The sequence below is a fragment of the Nocardia barduliensis genome, from assembly GCF_013315795.1.
Taxonomy (GTDB): domain Bacteria; phylum Actinomycetota; class Actinomycetes; order Mycobacteriales; family Mycobacteriaceae; genus Nocardia; species Nocardia barduliensis.
Map to the genome: position 1 here is coordinate 48028 of NZ_JABLTE010000007.1, position 15492 is coordinate 63519.

Here is a 15492-nt window from a genome sequence, read left to right on the forward strand (position 1 = left end):
CGGGCTCGTTTCGCGTGCGACTTTCGGCGATTTGCTCGAAAGCGCACCACGCCCGAGCCGATCGATGCCGGCTACCGCGGCGGACAAGGCCGGAAGCCTTCTCGCCGTCGACCGCAGCGACCGCATCGGAGGTGTGGGCAGCCATGATTCGCTCGATCGTGCGAACCGCGATAGCTCTGACGGCCGCCTCCGGCTTGTGGTTCGCGGGTACCGCGGCGCCCGCGGGCGCGTCGGCGCCGTTGGACGTGGCGGTGACCGGCGGGCAGATCTCCGGCCGCGCCGTCGACGGAATCGTCGAATACCTGGGCATCCCGTTCGCCGCACCCACCGGTGGCGACGCGCGATTCGGGCCGCCGCGTCCCGTGCCGCCGTGGCCCGGCGTGCGGCCCGCCCGTGACCACGGGCCGCAATGTCCGCAGAACGGGTATCTGCCTGGTCTGCCGACGACCGGACCCACCAGCGAGGACTGCCTGACCATCGACGTGTACGCGCCCGGCCGCGCCCGCGACCGCCCGCTGCCAGTGATGGTGTTCTTCCACGGCGGTGGCTACGTCACCGGATCCAACAGTCAATACGCCGCGCCCACCCGGATGGTCGCCGACGGTGACGTCATCGTGGCCGTGCCCAATTACCGGCTGGGACCGTTCGGCTTCCTGTCGCTGCCCGAGCTGGCGGCCGAGTCCGGCGGCGCCACCGGAACGGTCGGCATCCAGGATCAGCAAGCCGCGCTGCGGTGGGTCCGGGACAACGCGCACGTCTTCGGCGGCGATCCGGGCAACGTCACGATCTTCGGGGAGTCGGCAGGCGGTGGCAGCGTCTGCACACATTTCGCCGCGCCCGGCTCCGACGGCCTGTATGCCAAAGCGATCATCGAAAGCGGCTCCTGCGCACAATCACCCCTGGTTCCCGGCACTCGGGACAATGCTTTCGCGCGCTCGCAGCGCTATGCCGAGAGCCTCGGATGCGCCGATCCCGCAACACGATTGAGCTGCCTTCGGGTGCTGCCGGTCGCGAAGCTCCTGGATTCGCCGTCCGTCCAATTCGACGGGCCGATGCCGGTCTGGGTGCCGAGTATCGACGGCGTCGTCGTCACCCGGACGCTCGACGCCGCACTGGCGGGCGACACCCGCAGGACACCGATCATCGTCGGAAGCAACAGCGCGGAGGGGGCGCTGTTCGTCGCCGAATCCGACTACGCGCGCGGCCATCCCCCCGACGCGGCGAGCTATGAGCGTTACGTCCGCCAATCGTTCGGCGGCTTCGCCGATCGAGTACTCGCCGCATACCCGCTCGATCGGTATCCGTCCCCGGCCGCCGCCCAGACGGCGGTGATCACCGACGGTCTGTTCGCCTGTCCGGCGCTGTTCACCGGTCGCGCCGCGCGTGACACCGGGCACCCCCTGTGGCAGTACGAGTTCGACCAAGCGCCGTTCGGGGCGGACAATCCGGTCCTGCCGGGCGCCTTCCACTCCGCCGAGCTTCCCTATCTGTTCACCAGCCTCATGCGCGTCCCGATTCCGTGGACCGGCGCATCCGCGACATTCGCCGCGCAAATGCAGCGGTGGTGGACCACTTTCGCGCACACCGGCGATCCGAACGCCCCCGGCTCGCCGCAATGGTGGGCCTGGCCGGAATCGACCGGGCATAACTCCGACGGCCCCGCACTGGTCATGCGGGCGACCGGGAGCTTCATGACCGACGACTTCGCCGTCCGGCACCACTGCGCGTTCTGGTCCGAGCGCGAGCGCTGAACCCGCCACGGAAGGCCGGGCGAACACATTCCGTGCGGAACCCGGCTGGCGACAGTCGAATTCGGGCAGATCGCGATCGCCGGTGCGTGCGGAGCGGTGTTGCTGGGCTCGACGCTCTGGGCTAAGGTCTTCGTCATGACTGCCGGGTCGGCGACGCGCCGCACACAGAACGGTTACCCGGCCGCGCGGTGATCATCCGGCGGGCCAGGGGCCCGCCCACCTTCTCCACGAAATCCCAGATTCTCGGGACATCGGAAGGAGGTGATTATATGTCCCACGCGGAAACGCCCCACGCGAGTGGATGGCCGGGCTTCGTGGCCGCACACGCTCAGGGTGCGGTGCTCGAGGCCACCGTCGTAGAGATCGTGCCATTCGGCGCGTTCCTGGAGGTCGCTCCCGGCGTGCACGGGTTGCTGCACAAGACCGAATGGTCCGCCGAGCCGCAGGTCGGCGCCACGCTGACGGTGCGCATCCTCGATATCGACACCGAGAAGCAGCGAGTGGCTTTGGCGCACGCTGAATAACGCTCTGTGCGGGTGTGCCGGGGCAGACTCCACCTGCCCCGGCACATCGTCAAGCCTATCCGTCCCCGCGCCGGCGCTCACCTCTGCGCTGAGCCAGCGGCGAAAGGCGCAGTAGCGCGTCAACGCTCGGTTATCCGGGGAAAGTCGGCGCGCGATCACCCGGGGACGGGTGGACGCCGAACTGGTCAACTGACCGGTCTCGGACGGAGTTCCAGAATGATTGCTGAACGTTTGCTGTGCGATAACCCGGGTAGCACTGCCACGTCGCCCCCTCAGTCCTGGAAGGTCCGATGCCGTGGTTGTCGAACCTGTCGATATCCGAACCGCCGCTCGCGAACGCGGCGGGCTGGTCCCTGTCGCGGCGGGATGCCGGAACCGGTGCACCACTCGCGAGCCGGAGCCGACCGCGGTGAGAACTCATCCGGGGGCCGCGTGATCGGCTACTACATCCACCACCGCGGCTCCGGGCATCTGCTTCGAGCGCAATGCGTTCGCGCGCACATCGCCGCGCCCGTCGTCGCATTGTCGTCGCTGTCGCTGGCCGAGCACGGGGCTTTCGACGACACGGTGCACCTGCGTGCCGATGACCGCGCCGCGATCATCGACGATCCCACCGCGAACGGGACTTTGCACTGGGCCCCACGTCATGATCGCGGCCTCGCGGATCGGATGGCGGCGGTCGCCGCCTGGATCGCCCGCGCGCGACCGGACGCCATGGTGGTCGACGTGTCCGTGGAGATCGCACTGCTGGCCCGGTTGCACGGCGTGCCCGTCGTGACGATGGTGCTGCCGGGCACCCGTACGGATCCGGCGCACCAACTGGTCCACCGGGTCGCCGACCGGTTGATCGCGGCGTGGCCGCGTGGACTCTACGACCCGTTGTGGCTGCACCCGTACGCGGACAAGACCCACTTCGTCGGCGGTATCACCCGCTTCGCCGGGCGCGCGCCCATCCGGACGGAACGGCGGGACGAGCGCCCGGTGGTCCTGGTACTCGGCGGAGCGGGCGGCGCCGGGTCCACCGCGGCGATGGTCCGTGCCTGCGCCGCGCGCCACGGCCGATACCGGTGGCGCACTCTCGGTTCGGGTGACTGGGTGGACGACCCGTGGCCGCAGCTGTGCGAAGCCGACGTGATCGTCTCGCATGCCGGTCAGGGCGCGGTCGCCGACATCGCCGCCGCGGGCAAACCGGCCATCCTGATCCCGGCGGACCGCCCTTTCGGCGAACAGCGGGCGACCGCGCGCGCACTGGCCGCCGCGGGCATGGCGCTCACGCTCGATCGCAGGCCGGACCTCGAGGACTGGCCCGGCCTGCTCGCGCGAGCCCGTGAGCTGGATACGGATCGCTGGCAGTGGTGGCACACCCGGGGTGCGGCGGCCCGTGCCGCAGCGGCCATCAGCGAGATGGACGCGGACGACCTCTGCCCGGCGTCGTGACAACCGTTCCCGCGGCGTGGCCGGTTCGCGCGATTCGCGGCAGCGGAAAAGCGCCCGCCGCCGTCGTTCGCGACGCTCGGCGAGGGGGCCGAGCATCCTTCGGCGCCGGCCGGGAACCCGCTGCGGCGGTAATAGGATGAGGGAGACGGCCAGCGGTCGGATGTCGCTGCGATCCGCCGGATCCACGGTGAAGAACTGCAGGTAGGAGCATACTGACGCGATGGACGAATCGGGCGACCGAATCGTGGACACGGCCGAGGGAGCGGTAGCCCGAGTGGTCGGCGCGGGGACACCCCAGACCACGGGAAGCTTCCGTTTCTGGTTCGCCGATCAGCGGTGGGAGTGGTCGGACGAAGTCGCCGCCATGCACGGCTACGCGCCCGACACGGTGCGGCCGACGACGGAGTTGCTGCTCGCGCACAAGCACCCCGAGGACCGGGATCATGTCGCCGAGGCGATCGAGAAGTCGGTCCGCAACGCCGAACCGTTCTGCAGTCGTCATCGCATCATCGACACCGCCGGAGTCCCGCACCACGTCATCGTGCTGGGCGACACGATGACCGACAACAGCGGCACGGTCGTCGGCACCGCGGGCTACTACATCGACCTGACGGCCACCATCGCCGAGGAACGCCAGGACCTGCTCGACGGCACGCTGCCCAAACTCTTCGAGGCGCGCGCGGTGATCGAGCAGGCCAAAGGCGTGCTGATGCGGATCTACCGGATCAACGCCGACCAGGCATTCCATGTCCTGCAATGGCGTTCGCAGGAGACCAATGTGAAGCTGCGCGACCTGGCCGCCCAGCTCATCGCCGAAATCGACCGTTTGCCACCGGCTCCGCCCGCGGTGCAGACCGCGTTCGACCACATGCTGCTGACGCTGCACGAGCGCGCCGCGAAGTCGTGCGGGGAGCGCGTCCCCGGCCCGGGTTCGAGCTAGCGGTGCAGCAGCGCGCCGACCCCGTCGTGCAGGGCCGCGACGGCGTCGGCCAGGGTGATCTGAACTCCGAGCGCCAAGGCGGCCACCGGCAGCGCTTCGTCGGCGCGGCGCATCTCACCGGCCGAGCTGTGCGCGGCCGGTCCGAGCAGCGGGTTCGGGGCGGTCCCTGCCAAGACCAAGCGGTCGCCGAGGGCGGCGCGGTCGAGCAGTAGACGTTCCACGGTGGCGGCGCGCAACGCGGTCGTTGTCGCGGCCAGTCCGGCCACCGCCAGCCCGTCCGGCCGCCCGATCTCGGCGGCGAAGCGGTCCAGTACCGCGCGGCGGCGCCGCGCGACCACGCGGTGCAGGATTTCGCGAACCTCCGCGTCCAGCGCCTTCGGATCCGAACCCGGCGTCAGCGTGCCGGACTCTGCCTCGACGACATCCCGGCCTCGGGCGTCGAATTCCGCCCGCAGCTCCGCACGAGCCCTGGCCTCTCCGGCGAGCACGACGACTTCCGCGTGCACGGTGTCGGCGAGCCGGTCGAGTTCCTGCGCGAATTCGCGGACGTTCCGTCGCGTGGTGTCCGCGGTCCGCTGCCGGATCGTCCGATGCGACCAGTCGTCGCGCTGGGTATCGGGCATCAGGGGGCCCGCGCTGCGGAGGGACTCCTCCGCTTCGTCACCGTGCCTGTCGAGCGAATAGAGCTCCGAGCCCACCCGGTCAACCAGCGCCACGACATGCGGAATCTGCTCGCCCTGTAGCTCGATCAGCGGCAGCAGGTACGGCAGCGGCGAGACCCGGACGGTCTCGGTCTCCGGCGGCCTCGGCAGGCGTTCGTCGGCGAGCACCTCGGTCTCATCGGCGATCAGCATCCGGCCGCACCGCCCGTGCGGCGGTGGGTGCAATTCGATCGCCTGGGCCAGCAGTCGCCGGATACGTGGCCTGGCCCCGCTGCGCTCGAGTTCGGCGTCGATCGAGCGCCAGTGCAACTCGCATTGTCGTGCCGCGTCCTCGGTGTCGTACGAACTGTCGAAGCAGACCGATGCGAAGGGGCCGTGCTTGCGGATGATCCGCCGGAGGTCTGGCATCGCGATCACCCGGTATCCCCGGCCGCGGCTGCCCGCGCCGACGATCCGCGGCGAACATCGGGCGCCGACCCGGTGGTGGGCTTCGGCGCCCGGGTGACTTCGTCGTGCGTGCCGACAGCTTCGGTTCGGCGAACCATGGTGAGCGGGTACCCGAGTGTCTCGAGCCGAATCATTCCGAGCGGATCTGTCGGCGCGGCCCTCGCGTCGCGCGTCGCTCATGCGCAACCGCAGCACCGTACCGGTTGCGTGCGAGGGATTTTCGAAAGTTTCCGAGAGGCTGCTGATCGGCTGGGACCGCACCCAGGCGTACCCGCGGCCGGCGCAGGCCGAGTCGCGATCACCTCGGCGGCGGTACGGCCGACAGGTCGCGACTTCGCCGCCACGAGCCGCCCGGCACGCCGGAGCCGTCCTTTTTCGGTTTCATGTAATAAAGTCGGGTGATCCGGGATTACCACAGCTCAGTGGCCGCGAATATGACCAAGCGACCGCTTGGTGACCACATTGTGAACCGAAAAGATCGGTTTGTTACAGGTGAGCTGTGGTAAGTGTTGGATGTATCGGATCGACAGCGCGGTCATCCGATCAAAATGGGGCGAGGAACCCGCGCTGCTCGATGTTCAGCCGATTCGAAGCGCTCTGTCGTGAACTACCGGCGCCGCTCGAACACGAGGGCTCTCCGCAAGCATGTGCACGACTACGTGCACCAGCGCAGAGGAATGTCATCGTGATCGAGAAGCCCGAAGCGCCCGTCGTGGACGACGAAGAAAGAGATCGGATCGTCTGGCCCGACCCCAGCCCGTTGAGTGGCTGGTGGGCCGAAGTCATGGCCCATCGCCGGACTACCCGGCAGCCCACCACCACCGCGAATCCGCGGCACAACTGACCGGCCGTCCGCGGTCCCACCGACTTACCGCGACGTGCGGAACGCGGGCGTCGGACGTCGTCCTGCGATCGACGTCCGACGCTCACATTCCGCGCGTAATTCGCGCCTCCTGCTGTTCACAGGCGGTTGTCCGAATGTTCTCTTCGCGGCATGAAAGTTCGCCGTGCCGCGCGCGAATGTGCCGTCCGGACAGCAACTTCATTCGAGTTCCGCCCACAAGTCCAAATGTGACGCGACCCCGAACTGCCGTGCTGCCGGTGAATTCGCGGGGCCGCTCCGCATGCCGACTCTACGATGCGCCTGCGCGTTCGCGGCGCGACCGGTTGTCGGTCCGCGACCAACGGCCTTGGTGCCGTGCGAGTTCGGAGTCTGCTTCAATGGGTGGTCATATTCGGCGGAGGACACGGGGGCGTCATGTCCGGCACCAGCGCTGTCTCCTTTCGGGGAGTCGATGTGCTCGAAGAACTGCTGCGCTGGCTGGTACTGCGGCCGCGGCGGGGGGAGCAGATGCTCCCGATGGTGGGTCTGTGCGGTGATCCGACCAATGCCCGGGCCTGCCTGGACATGTTCGACGCGGCGCTCGGCGGGGTGGTGCACGTGTCCGTGGACGTGGACGCTCTGGATCCCTTGCCCGATGGCAGCTCGCTGGTCGAGGACAATACGCCGGGCCTGACCGCACTGCGCCAACTGCTCTACAACCTGTGCAAAGGATTGTCGGCCGACCGCTACGGGCGATTGCGCCCGTTGCCTTTCCGGCGCTACCGGCTGGCCGAATGGTTGATGGCGCGCAAGCTCACCTCGGACAACGAACTCGACGAACTGGCGTCGCTGTTGCGCAAGGATTTCGGCCGGTGGGGCGAGGAGCTGCTCGGGGAAGCGCAGGCCACGGTGGGCCTGCTCCAGCGAATCCTGCTGGGGCTGTTGCGTATCGCGCTGCCCCCTGCGGTGTTCCGGGCGCGCACCGGCGGCCGGATTCCCGGCGTGGGCCGCGAGTTCCGGTGGTTCATGCGCCAGCAGTACCTGGCACCGGAACAGTCCAGCCAGTTCGTCGGATTCGCACACCGCCTGACCGAGGGCGCGCGCCGCCACGAGCACGCCGAGCATCTGGCCAAGCTGCTGGTACACGCCTTCCTCGAAGATCTCCGGGTGGCCTACCGGCGTCGCTGGTGGCGCATCGACGCGGCACGGCGCACCACCTATCCGGTCGTGATCCTGCGCGCGCTCGACGGCGACGCCGGTCCCCGGCTGCTGGATCTGATCAACGACGTCCGCAACGAGACCGGCAAGGACGATCCGCTGCTGGTGGTGACCGGCACCCGCATGCCGCCGGACGACGTCACCGCACGACCGGCGTACCGGGTGCGGCGGCTCTACGACACGTGGGTGGAAGACTTGCCCGTCGCGCGGCAGCGTCAGCGGCCCCGCGCCTGGCAGCTGTGGTTCTCGGTACCCGCGACGGGTCCGCACGACGATGATCCGGACCCGTTCCGCCGCATCCTGCCGCCCACGCCGCCGTGGTGGGCCCGGCGGGCGGTGTCGGCCGGTGCGGTGTTCCTCGTGGTCGCGCTGGGGGTGGCCGCGACCGGCTTCGCGGTATGGCGACCATGGGTTGCGGGCGATCCCGCATGCGCCGCGGGCGCGGAGGTCGCGTGGGTGCGCGTCATCCCCGGTCCGGACGGCAACTGCATCGGGTTCAGCGCCTATGACCCGGAAGATCCCGCTACCGGCGGCAACGGCTTCCTCTTCGCGAGCGACGAGCCGGGCAGTCGCCGCCTGGTGGAGGTGCAGCGGCGGGTGTACAAGCAGAATCTGCTCGCCGAACAGCTGGCCCGCGAGCAACCGGCGCGGCCGCTGTTCACCCTGGTCTATTTCGGCCAGCTCACCGGCGTTCCCGGCGACTACCCGGCGCAGAGCGAGGACATCGAGGGCTTGGCGCTGGCGCAGTACAACGCGCTCGAATCGGTGGCGCTGTCCGATGCCGTCACACCCGACACGGTCCCGCTGATCCGGTTGCTGCTCGCCAACACCGGTCCGGCCAACTTGCAGGGCCCGGAGGTCATCGATCTGCTGCGGCCGCTCATCCACGCCGAACCGGGCATCGTCGGGGCGATCGGACTCGACCAGAGCCGCACCGCGACGCTGAGCATGATCGACTCGCTGACCGGGCTGGGCATCCCGATGGTGGCGCCCAGCCTGTCGGCCGACGAGATGGTGCGCTCGTCCCCGCTGTACTTCCAGATCGCCCCGTCGAACTACGCCATCGCCGAGATGGTCAAGCAGTACTTGAACTCCCTCCCCGGGCTGGCCGGGCGGGGCGTACGGATCTATTACCGCCACGACCCGACTGATCTCTACACCGAGAACATGGCCGCGGACCTGCACGACGTCCTCGGCCGAGACGGACGGGGGATCTGGAAGGGCTCCTGGGACGAGCGCGCTGCCTTCACCGGGCCGGACAACACCGACGCCTGCGACGAGGTGCTGTTCTTCGCCGGCCGGGACTCGGAGTTCCCCGACTTCCTGCAAAGCCTCAACAAAGCGTGCGGCGACCAGCGGGTGACGCTGATCGCGGACGATTCGGTCAACCGGTTCATGGCCAGCGTGGACCGGCGCAGGGCGGCCAACAGCGCGCGCCCGCTGGTCTACGTGGCCAAAGCGAGCCTGGTGACCTGCCGCAACAAAGGGCAGGGCTTCCGCAGCCGGGTCGAGTTCTACAACCTCGCCACCACCGTCGATCCGGACATCCCCAGCTGGAACGCTTGTGCCGAAGCGGACAAACCGCTGGGCGAGCGCGTCCAGTTGCATCCGCTGGGGGAGCGGGTCGCGCTGACCTACGACGCGGTCGGATTGTTCGTGCGCGCAGTGCAGGCGCTGGCCCCGGCCGTCTCCGGCGTCTGGACCGAGCCGATCCCGATCAGCGCCGCGGCGGTGTGGGCGGCACTGCGTGATCTGCCCCGCCAGCCGGTGATCGAGTCCAGCAGCGGCGTGCTGGACTTCTCGGTCAGTCAGGGCGCCCACGCGGGCCGGGTGGCGCACGACAAATGGGTGGGCATGCTCAGTGTCGAGCAGATCTGGGATCCCTCGACCAACGCCGAACCCGTGATGGTCTACGGCTGCGGCCGCGCCACCGCCGCCGACACGGCGCAGTGCCGTCCCTACCCGCTGGGCCGTTGAGCGGAGTCGACGGCGCCGGTCTCGCGCGTCGTGCTCAGCGGCTCGGCCAGTTCTTCCAGTGACCGGCCTTCGGCCCGTACGCCGTAGGCCAGTTCGATCAAACCGGCCGCGAACATGGCGATCGCGCCGATGGTGAACGCCAAGGCGGTCTTTCCGAGGTCGCCGTCGGAGGACAGTTCGGCGAACACCAGCGGTCCCGCGACACCGCCCGCGACGGTCCCGATCGCATAGAAGAAGGCGATGGCCATGGCGCGGGTCTCCATCGGGAAGATCTCGCTGACGGTCAAGTAGGCCGCGCTGGCGCCGCACGAGGCCACGAACAGCACGGCGGTCCAGCAGGCGGTGAGGGTCGTCGCGGTCAGGTGGCCGCCCGCGAAAAGCCATGCCGTGGCGAGCAACAGCACCGCCGAACCGAGGTAGCTGCCCGCGATCATCGGCTTGCGCCCGATCGTGTCGAACAGCTTGCCGAGCAGGAGCGGGCCGAGGAAGTTGCCGAAACACAGCACCGCGAAGTAGTAGCCGACCCGATCGTCGGCGATGCCGAAGGATTTGGACAGGATGAGCGCGTAGTTGAACGTGATGGCGTTGTAGAGGAATGCCTGTCCGATGAACAGCGACAACCCGAGCACGCCGCGCCGTGGATAGCGCCGCACCATCACTGCCGCGATCTCGCGGAAGGAGATGCTGCGCCGCTGCCGAATCCGGATCCGCTGATCGGAGACGTCCGCGAGCGGGGCGCCCGTGTCGGCCCGGACGCGCGCTTCGATCGCGGTGACGCTGCGCTCCGCGTCGTCCTCGTGTCCGTGGATGAACTGCCAGCGCGGACTCTCCGGGACGTTCTTGCGCACCAGCAGGATGACCAGGCCGAAGACGGCGCCGAGCGCGAAGGTCAAGCGCCAGCCCACGTTCGGCGCGAACAGGTCGGTGTCGAGCGCGACGATCGACAGCAGCGCGCCGCCGACGGCGCCGAGCCAGTAGGTGCCGTTGATGACGATGTCGATGCGGCCGCGGTACTTCTTCGGAATCAGTTCGTCGATGGCGGAATTGATCGCCGCGTACTCGCCGCCGATACCGAAACCGGTGAGGAACCGGAACAGGACGAACCACCACATCGAGAACGACAGCGCCGTCATCGCGGTCGCGAAGAGGTACACCGCGAGGGTGATCAAGAACAGTTTCTTCCGGCCGAATCTGTCGGTCAGCCAACCGAAGAAGAGCGCGCCGGAGCCCGCGCCCGCGACGTACATGGCCGCGGCGACGCCGGAAACCTGTGCCGCCGTGATGTCCAGGCCGCTGCCCGGTTCCGACAGCCGGGCGGCCACGCTGCCGACCACGGTGACTTCGAGGCCGTCGAGGATCCAGACGGATCCGAGTCCGATCACGATCATCCAATGCCATCGCGACCAGGGCAGACGGTCCAGCCTGGCCGGGATGTCGGTCGATATGGTCCGCACGGATCACCCCTTCGGAAGACTGCCGGTCGGATACCCCGAGCCGCCGCGGCCAACCGGGCCGGTGGGCTAGGCTCGGACGCGAATGAAACGTGTTCTAGAAAGTGGCCCGCCGATGAAGACGATCTATGCGCTGTGGGGCGTGCGCGAGTTGCGCACCGCGGATCTCGCATCGCGACTGACGGGAACCGCCGCGGTGCAGGCGAACATATCGGACACGGCGGTCGAGACGGCGATGTTGCGCATCACGACGTTCGACGCGCCGGTGCAGGCCGTCGTCAGCGTCTGGTGGGACAGGACGCCGCGGCCGGACGTGGCCGAGCGGGCGCTGAGCGCCGTGGCCGAGCGGGTGGCCGGCTGGCACGTCGAGGAGGCGACTCCCATTCCGCCGCCGGTCACCGCCGTGCTCGAGCGTGCCCCGGGCCTGTCGAACATCGCTTTCCTGCGCAAACCCGACGAGCTGTCGCACGCCGAGTGGCTGGACCGCTGGCGCACCCACCACACCGCGATCGCCATCGAGACCCAGGCGACGTTCGGCTATGTGCAGAATCTGGTGACCGGGCCCGCCACGGCCGGTGCGCCGGACATCGCGGGCATCGTCGAGGAGCTGTTCCCGATCGAAGCGCTCAGCGACCCGCACGCCTTCTACGGCAGCGCCGGCGACGGCGCGGAACTGGCGCGCCGGGTCGAGCGACTGATGACCAGCGTCGCCACTTTCGGTGGCGACCGGAACCTGGATGTGGTGCCCACCAGCAGATATCGGCTGCGCTGAAAATGCTGAGGATTCAGCGGGAGGGGGAGCGTCCCGCCGACTCGCGCAGCGCGGAGCGTGCCGCGCGCACCACGGGGTGGTTCCCGGTGCCGCGCCGATAGGCGAGGTGGGTTCGCCGACGCATCGGCAGCGGACCGAGTGTGACGCCGGCGGGGCATTCCCGGGTCCCGAATTCGGGAACCAAGGCGACGCCCTGCTCCGCGGCGACGAGCGCGAGAACCGTGCCGAAGTCGTCGGCGTGGTGGCGGATCCGGGGCGTGAATCCGGCGGCCTCGCAGGCGCGTACCGTCATCGTGTGGCACAGCGTGCCGGGAGTGCTTGCGATCCAGGGGCTTTCACGGTGTGCCGCGAGCGGGTCGGCGGCGCGGGCGGCGAGATAGACGATCTCCTCGAACAGCGGCTCGCTGTGCAACGCGGGATCGGCGGGGACCGGCACGTAGTCGTACTCCTGGATCAGCGCGACATCCAGCGCCTCGGCGCGCAGCGCGTCGGGCGCCAGCGCCGGATCGAGTTCGGTCACCCGCAATTCCAGCCGGGGATGCGCGCTGCTCAGCGCGACGAGCGCGGGGGAGAGGATGGTCCGCACCGCGGTGGGAAAGGCCCCGATCCGCAGCGTGCCGGTCAACTCGGCGCGGGTGGTGGCCAGCTCCGCGGTGGCCTGCTCGAGCACCGCGAGTATGCGCTCGGTGTGCTGCACCAGGGCCATGGCCGCCGGGGTGAGCGTGACCCGGCGGCCGGTTCGAGTCAGCAGCGGCACGCCCGCCTCGCGTTCCAGGGCGGCGAGCTGCTGCGAGACCGCCGAGGGCGTGTACGCGAGGGCCTGCGCGACCGCGGCGATGGTTTCGCGATACGACAGTTCCCGCAGCAGCCGCAGTTTGCGGACATCGAGCATAAGTTGATCTTAAGGTCAGCGATAGAAACATGAACTGGATCTGATGATTCGGAGCGGTCAGGCTGGTCGTCATGACGCTCGCAGGTCTCTTCGTCCCCCTGGTCACCCCGTTCGCGGCCGACGGCGCACTCGCCGCCGACGCGCTCGAGCGGCTCGCCCGCGAGGTACTCGACGACGGCGCGACCGGCCTCGTCGCACTGGGCACCACCGGGGAGCCCGCGACCCTGACGGACGCGGAGCGGGCGCGGGTCGTCGCGGTCTGCGCGCGCGTCTGCCGGGAACGCGAAGCGCCGTTGATCGTCGGCGTGGGATCGAACGCCACGGCGGCTTCCGTGGCGGCCCTGGCCGATCTCGACCCGAGCTGCACCGCGGCGCTCACCGTGGTCCCGTACTACACACGCCCCTCCGAGGCGGGTGTGCTCGCGCACTTCCGCGAACTCGCCGCAGCGGCACCGGTGCCGCTGATCGTGTATCACGTCCCCTATCGGACCGGCCGCTCCCTCGGCGCCGACACGCTGCTCGCGCTGGCGGACCTGCCCAACGTCATCGGGTTGAAGCACGCGGTCGGCGCCATAGATGACGCCACCATCGAACTGATGAGCGCGCGGCCGGCCGACTTCGCCGTGCTGGCCGGTGACGACCGGTTCGCCGCGCCGCTGCTGGCCCTCGGCGCGTCCGGCGCGATCGCGGCCTCGGCTGCGGTGCGCACCTCGTCATACGCGGCGCTGGTCGCCGCATGGCGTGACGGTCCGATCGGTGCGGCGCGGTCACTCGCACATCGGCTCGCGCCGCTGTCGGCGGCACTGTTCGCCGAACCCAATCCCACGGTGATCAAAGCGGTCCTCGCCGTGCAGGGCCGCATACCGAGCGCCGCGGTGCGGTTGCCCTTGCTACCGGCGAGTGATGCCGCGACCCGGGCCGCGCTCACGGCGCTCGCGCAATTCCCGGCACCAGGAACCGCCGACCACTGGTGCTCCGGCCAGGAAGGTGCCACGCTTAAGCGGTGACACAACCTCCGGATACCCAGGCGGCTGGGCCCGACCCGACGGCCGACAAACTGGACGCGGCAGTCTTCAAGGTCGCGGGCGTGGTCGTGCTCGGCGCGATCATGTCGATTCTCGACATCACCGTCGTCAGCGTCGCGATCCCGACCTTCCAGCACGAATTCGGCACGAGCTACGCCATCGCGGCGTGGACGATGACCGGGTACACCCTCGCGCTGGCCACCGTGATCCCGCTGACCGGGTGGGCGGCCGACCGCTTCGGCACCAAGCGGTTGTACATCATGGCCCTCATCTTCTTCGTGCTCGGCTCGCTGCTGTGCAGCACGGCGTGGAACATCGAGTCGCTGATCGCGTTCCGCGTGATCCAGGGCCTCGGCGGCGGCATGCTGATGCCGCTGGGTATGACGATCATGACCCACGCCGCCGGTCCGCAGCGGGTGGGCCGGGTGATGGCGGTGCTCGGCGTGCCGATGCTGCTCGGTCCGATCGGCGGCCCGATCCTGGGTGGCTGGCTGATCGAGAACTTCAGCTGGCACTGGATCTTCCTGATCAATCTGCCGATCGGCGTGATCGCCTTGGCGCTCGCGGTGGTCGTGCTGCCCGGCGACAAGCCGGAGCCGTCGGAGTCGTTCGACTTCATCGGCATGCTGCTGGCCTCGCCCGGCCTGGCACTGTTCCTGTTCGGCGTCTCGTCCATCCCGGAGGAGGAGACGGTGATCGCGGGGAAGGTGCTGATCCCGGCCGCCGTCGGCACGGTACTGATGGTGGCGTTCGTGTTCCACGCGCTGCGCACCGAGCACCCGCTGATCGACCTGCACCTGTTCCGCAACCGCGCGCTCACCTTCGCGGTGCTCACCATGGTGCTGTTCGCCGTCGCGTTCTTCGGAGCGGGTCTGCTGCTGCCGACCTACCTGCAACAGGTGCGGGGCGAGTCGGCGCTGCAAGCCGGTCTGCTGATCGCGCCGCAGGGTATCGGCGCGATGCTGAGCATGCCGATCGCGGGCCGTTTCGTGGACAAGATCGGCCCCGGCAAGATCGTGCTCATCGGTATCGCGCTGATCTCGATCGGCACGGCCTACTTCGTCCAGCTCGACGCGGACAGCTCCTACCTCCCCATGATCGGCGCCCTGGTCGTGATGGGCCTTGGCATGGGCTGCACCATGATGCCGATCATGACCGCCGCGATCCAGACCCTGACCCACCAGCAGGTGGCTCGCGGGTCGACGCTCATGAACATCGTCAACCAGACCGCGGGCTCGATCGGCACGGCGACGATGTCGGTGGTGCTGACCAACCTGCTGAACAACGAGCCGCTGGCCCGCCCCGCGATCGCGGCCAACTTCGATCCCCGCATCGCCGAGCAGCTTCCGCCGGGAGCCGTCGAAACCGGTCTGCAGCAGGCCGCGCAAGCCTTCAGCCACACCTACGTGGTAGCGCTGGTGCTGATCGTGCTGACCTTGGTCCCGGCGTTCTTCCTGCCGCGCACGAAGCCGAAGAACCCGGAGGTCGCCGACGCGGCCACGGTGCTACACGCGTAGCCGCCATGTCCCGAGATCACCTGTCCACCAGGTGATCTCGGGGACACTGCCGGACG

12 protein-coding genes are annotated in these 15492 nt (G+C 69.1%); 9 read left to right on the top strand and 3 right to left on the bottom strand.

What is annotated here, in order from left to right; translation table 11 throughout:
* The first annotated feature begins 143 nt into the window (after positions 1 to 143).
* From HOV91_RS05175 to HOV91_RS05190, 4 genes are all read left to right on the top strand, one after another.
* Positions 144 to 1751, top strand: a complete 1608-nt coding sequence (locus tag HOV91_RS05175) for a carboxylesterase/lipase family protein (protein WP_174184289.1) — start codon at positions 144 to 146, stop codon at positions 1749 to 1751.
* A gap of 269 nt (positions 1752 to 2020) precedes the next feature.
* Entirely contained in the window at positions 2021 to 2275 is a 255-nt protein-coding gene (locus HOV91_RS05180; RefSeq protein ID WP_174184290.1) for a S1 RNA-binding domain-containing protein, read from the top strand.
* A 432-nt stretch (positions 2276 to 2707) separates the two neighbouring features.
* Positions 2708 to 3712, top strand: a complete 1005-nt coding sequence (locus HOV91_RS05185; protein WP_174184364.1) for a glycosyltransferase — start codon at positions 2708 to 2710, stop codon at positions 3710 to 3712.
* Positions 3713 to 3932: 220 nt separating this feature from the next.
* Positions 3933 to 4652: a PAS and ANTAR domain-containing protein gene (locus tag HOV91_RS05190; RefSeq protein ID WP_174184291.1), complete on the top strand. Its 720-nt coding sequence runs from the start codon at positions 3933 to 3935 to the stop codon at positions 4650 to 4652.
* Here the strand turns inward: HOV91_RS05190 and HOV91_RS05195 are convergent.
* Positions 4649 to 5722, bottom strand: a complete 1074-nt coding sequence (locus tag HOV91_RS05195) for a baeRF2 domain-containing protein (protein WP_174184292.1) — start codon at positions 5720 to 5722, stop codon at positions 4649 to 4651. The two genes, HOV91_RS05190 and HOV91_RS05195, sit on opposite strands and share 4 nt — an antisense overlap.
* 724 nt (positions 5723 to 6446) lie before the next feature.
* On the opposite strand from HOV91_RS05195, the gene HOV91_RS05200 reads away from it, so the two are divergent.
* Both HOV91_RS05200 and HOV91_RS05205 read left to right on the top strand, forming a co-directional pair.
* Complete coding sequence (locus HOV91_RS05200; protein WP_174184293.1) at positions 6447 to 6605, top strand: hypothetical protein; 159 nt, start codon at positions 6447 to 6449, stop codon at positions 6603 to 6605.
* 414 nt (positions 6606 to 7019) lie between these two features.
* Positions 7020 to 9779: a hypothetical protein gene (locus HOV91_RS05205; RefSeq protein WP_174184294.1), complete on the top strand. Its 2760-nt coding sequence runs from the start codon at positions 7020 to 7022 to the stop codon at positions 9777 to 9779.
* Here the strand turns inward: HOV91_RS05205 and HOV91_RS05210 are convergent.
* A complete protein-coding gene (locus tag HOV91_RS05210) occupies positions 9761 to 11233 on the bottom strand; it encodes an MFS transporter (RefSeq protein ID WP_312884475.1) in 1473 nt (490 codons plus the stop codon). The genes HOV91_RS05205 and HOV91_RS05210 overlap by 19 nt on opposite strands.
* Positions 11234 to 11345: 112 nt before the next feature.
* On the opposite strand from HOV91_RS05210, the gene HOV91_RS05215 reads away from it, so the two are divergent.
* Complete coding sequence (locus HOV91_RS05215) at positions 11346 to 12002, top strand: EthD domain-containing protein (protein WP_174184295.1); 657 nt, start codon at positions 11346 to 11348, stop codon at positions 12000 to 12002.
* Positions 12003 to 12015: 13 nt separating this feature from the next.
* On the opposite strand, the gene HOV91_RS05220 is transcribed toward HOV91_RS05215, so the two are convergent.
* A complete protein-coding gene (locus HOV91_RS05220) occupies positions 12016 to 12894 on the bottom strand; it encodes a LysR family transcriptional regulator (protein WP_174184296.1) in 879 nt (292 codons plus the stop codon).
* 71 nt (positions 12895 to 12965) lie between these two features.
* On the opposite strand from HOV91_RS05220, the gene dapA reads away from it, so the two are divergent.
* Positions 12966 to 13901 (top strand): 4-hydroxy-tetrahydrodipicolinate synthase, encoded by a 936-nt coding sequence (gene dapA / locus HOV91_RS05225; protein WP_174184297.1) that lies wholly within the window; start codon positions 12966 to 12968, stop codon positions 13899 to 13901.
* Entirely contained in the window at positions 13898 to 15436 is a 1539-nt protein-coding gene (locus tag HOV91_RS05230; RefSeq protein WP_174184298.1) for a DHA2 family efflux MFS transporter permease subunit, read from the top strand. The genes dapA and HOV91_RS05230 overlap by 4 nt, the downstream gene beginning before the upstream one ends.
* Positions 15437 to 15492 lie beyond the last annotated feature (56 nt).

Excerpts from the sequence above, each read along its gene's own strand:
- HOV91_RS05195 (WP_174184292.1), bottom strand. The coding sequence starts at position 5,722 with ATGCCAGACCTCCGGCGGATCATCCGCAAGCACGGCCCCTTCGCATCG.
- HOV91_RS05215 (WP_174184295.1), top strand. The coding sequence starts at position 11,346 with ATGAAGACGATCTATGCGCTGTGGGGCGTGCGCGAGTTGCGCACCGCG.
- HOV91_RS05175 (WP_174184289.1), top strand. The coding sequence starts at position 144 with ATGATTCGCTCGATCGTGCGAACCGCGATAGCTCTGACGGCCGCCTCC.
- HOV91_RS05220 (WP_174184296.1), bottom strand. The coding sequence starts at position 12,894 with ATGCTCGATGTCCGCAAACTGCGGCTGCTGCGGGAACTGTCGTATCGC.
- HOV91_RS05205 (WP_174184294.1), top strand. The coding sequence starts at position 7,020 with ATGTCCGGCACCAGCGCTGTCTCCTTTCGGGGAGTCGATGTGCTCGAA.
- HOV91_RS05180 (WP_174184290.1), top strand. The coding sequence starts at position 2,021 with ATGTCCCACGCGGAAACGCCCCACGCGAGTGGATGGCCGGGCTTCGTG.
- HOV91_RS05190 (WP_174184291.1), top strand. The coding sequence starts at position 3,933 with ATGGACGAATCGGGCGACCGAATCGTGGACACGGCCGAGGGAGCGGTA.
- dapA (WP_174184297.1), top strand. The coding sequence starts at position 12,966 with ATGACGCTCGCAGGTCTCTTCGTCCCCCTGGTCACCCCGTTCGCGGCC.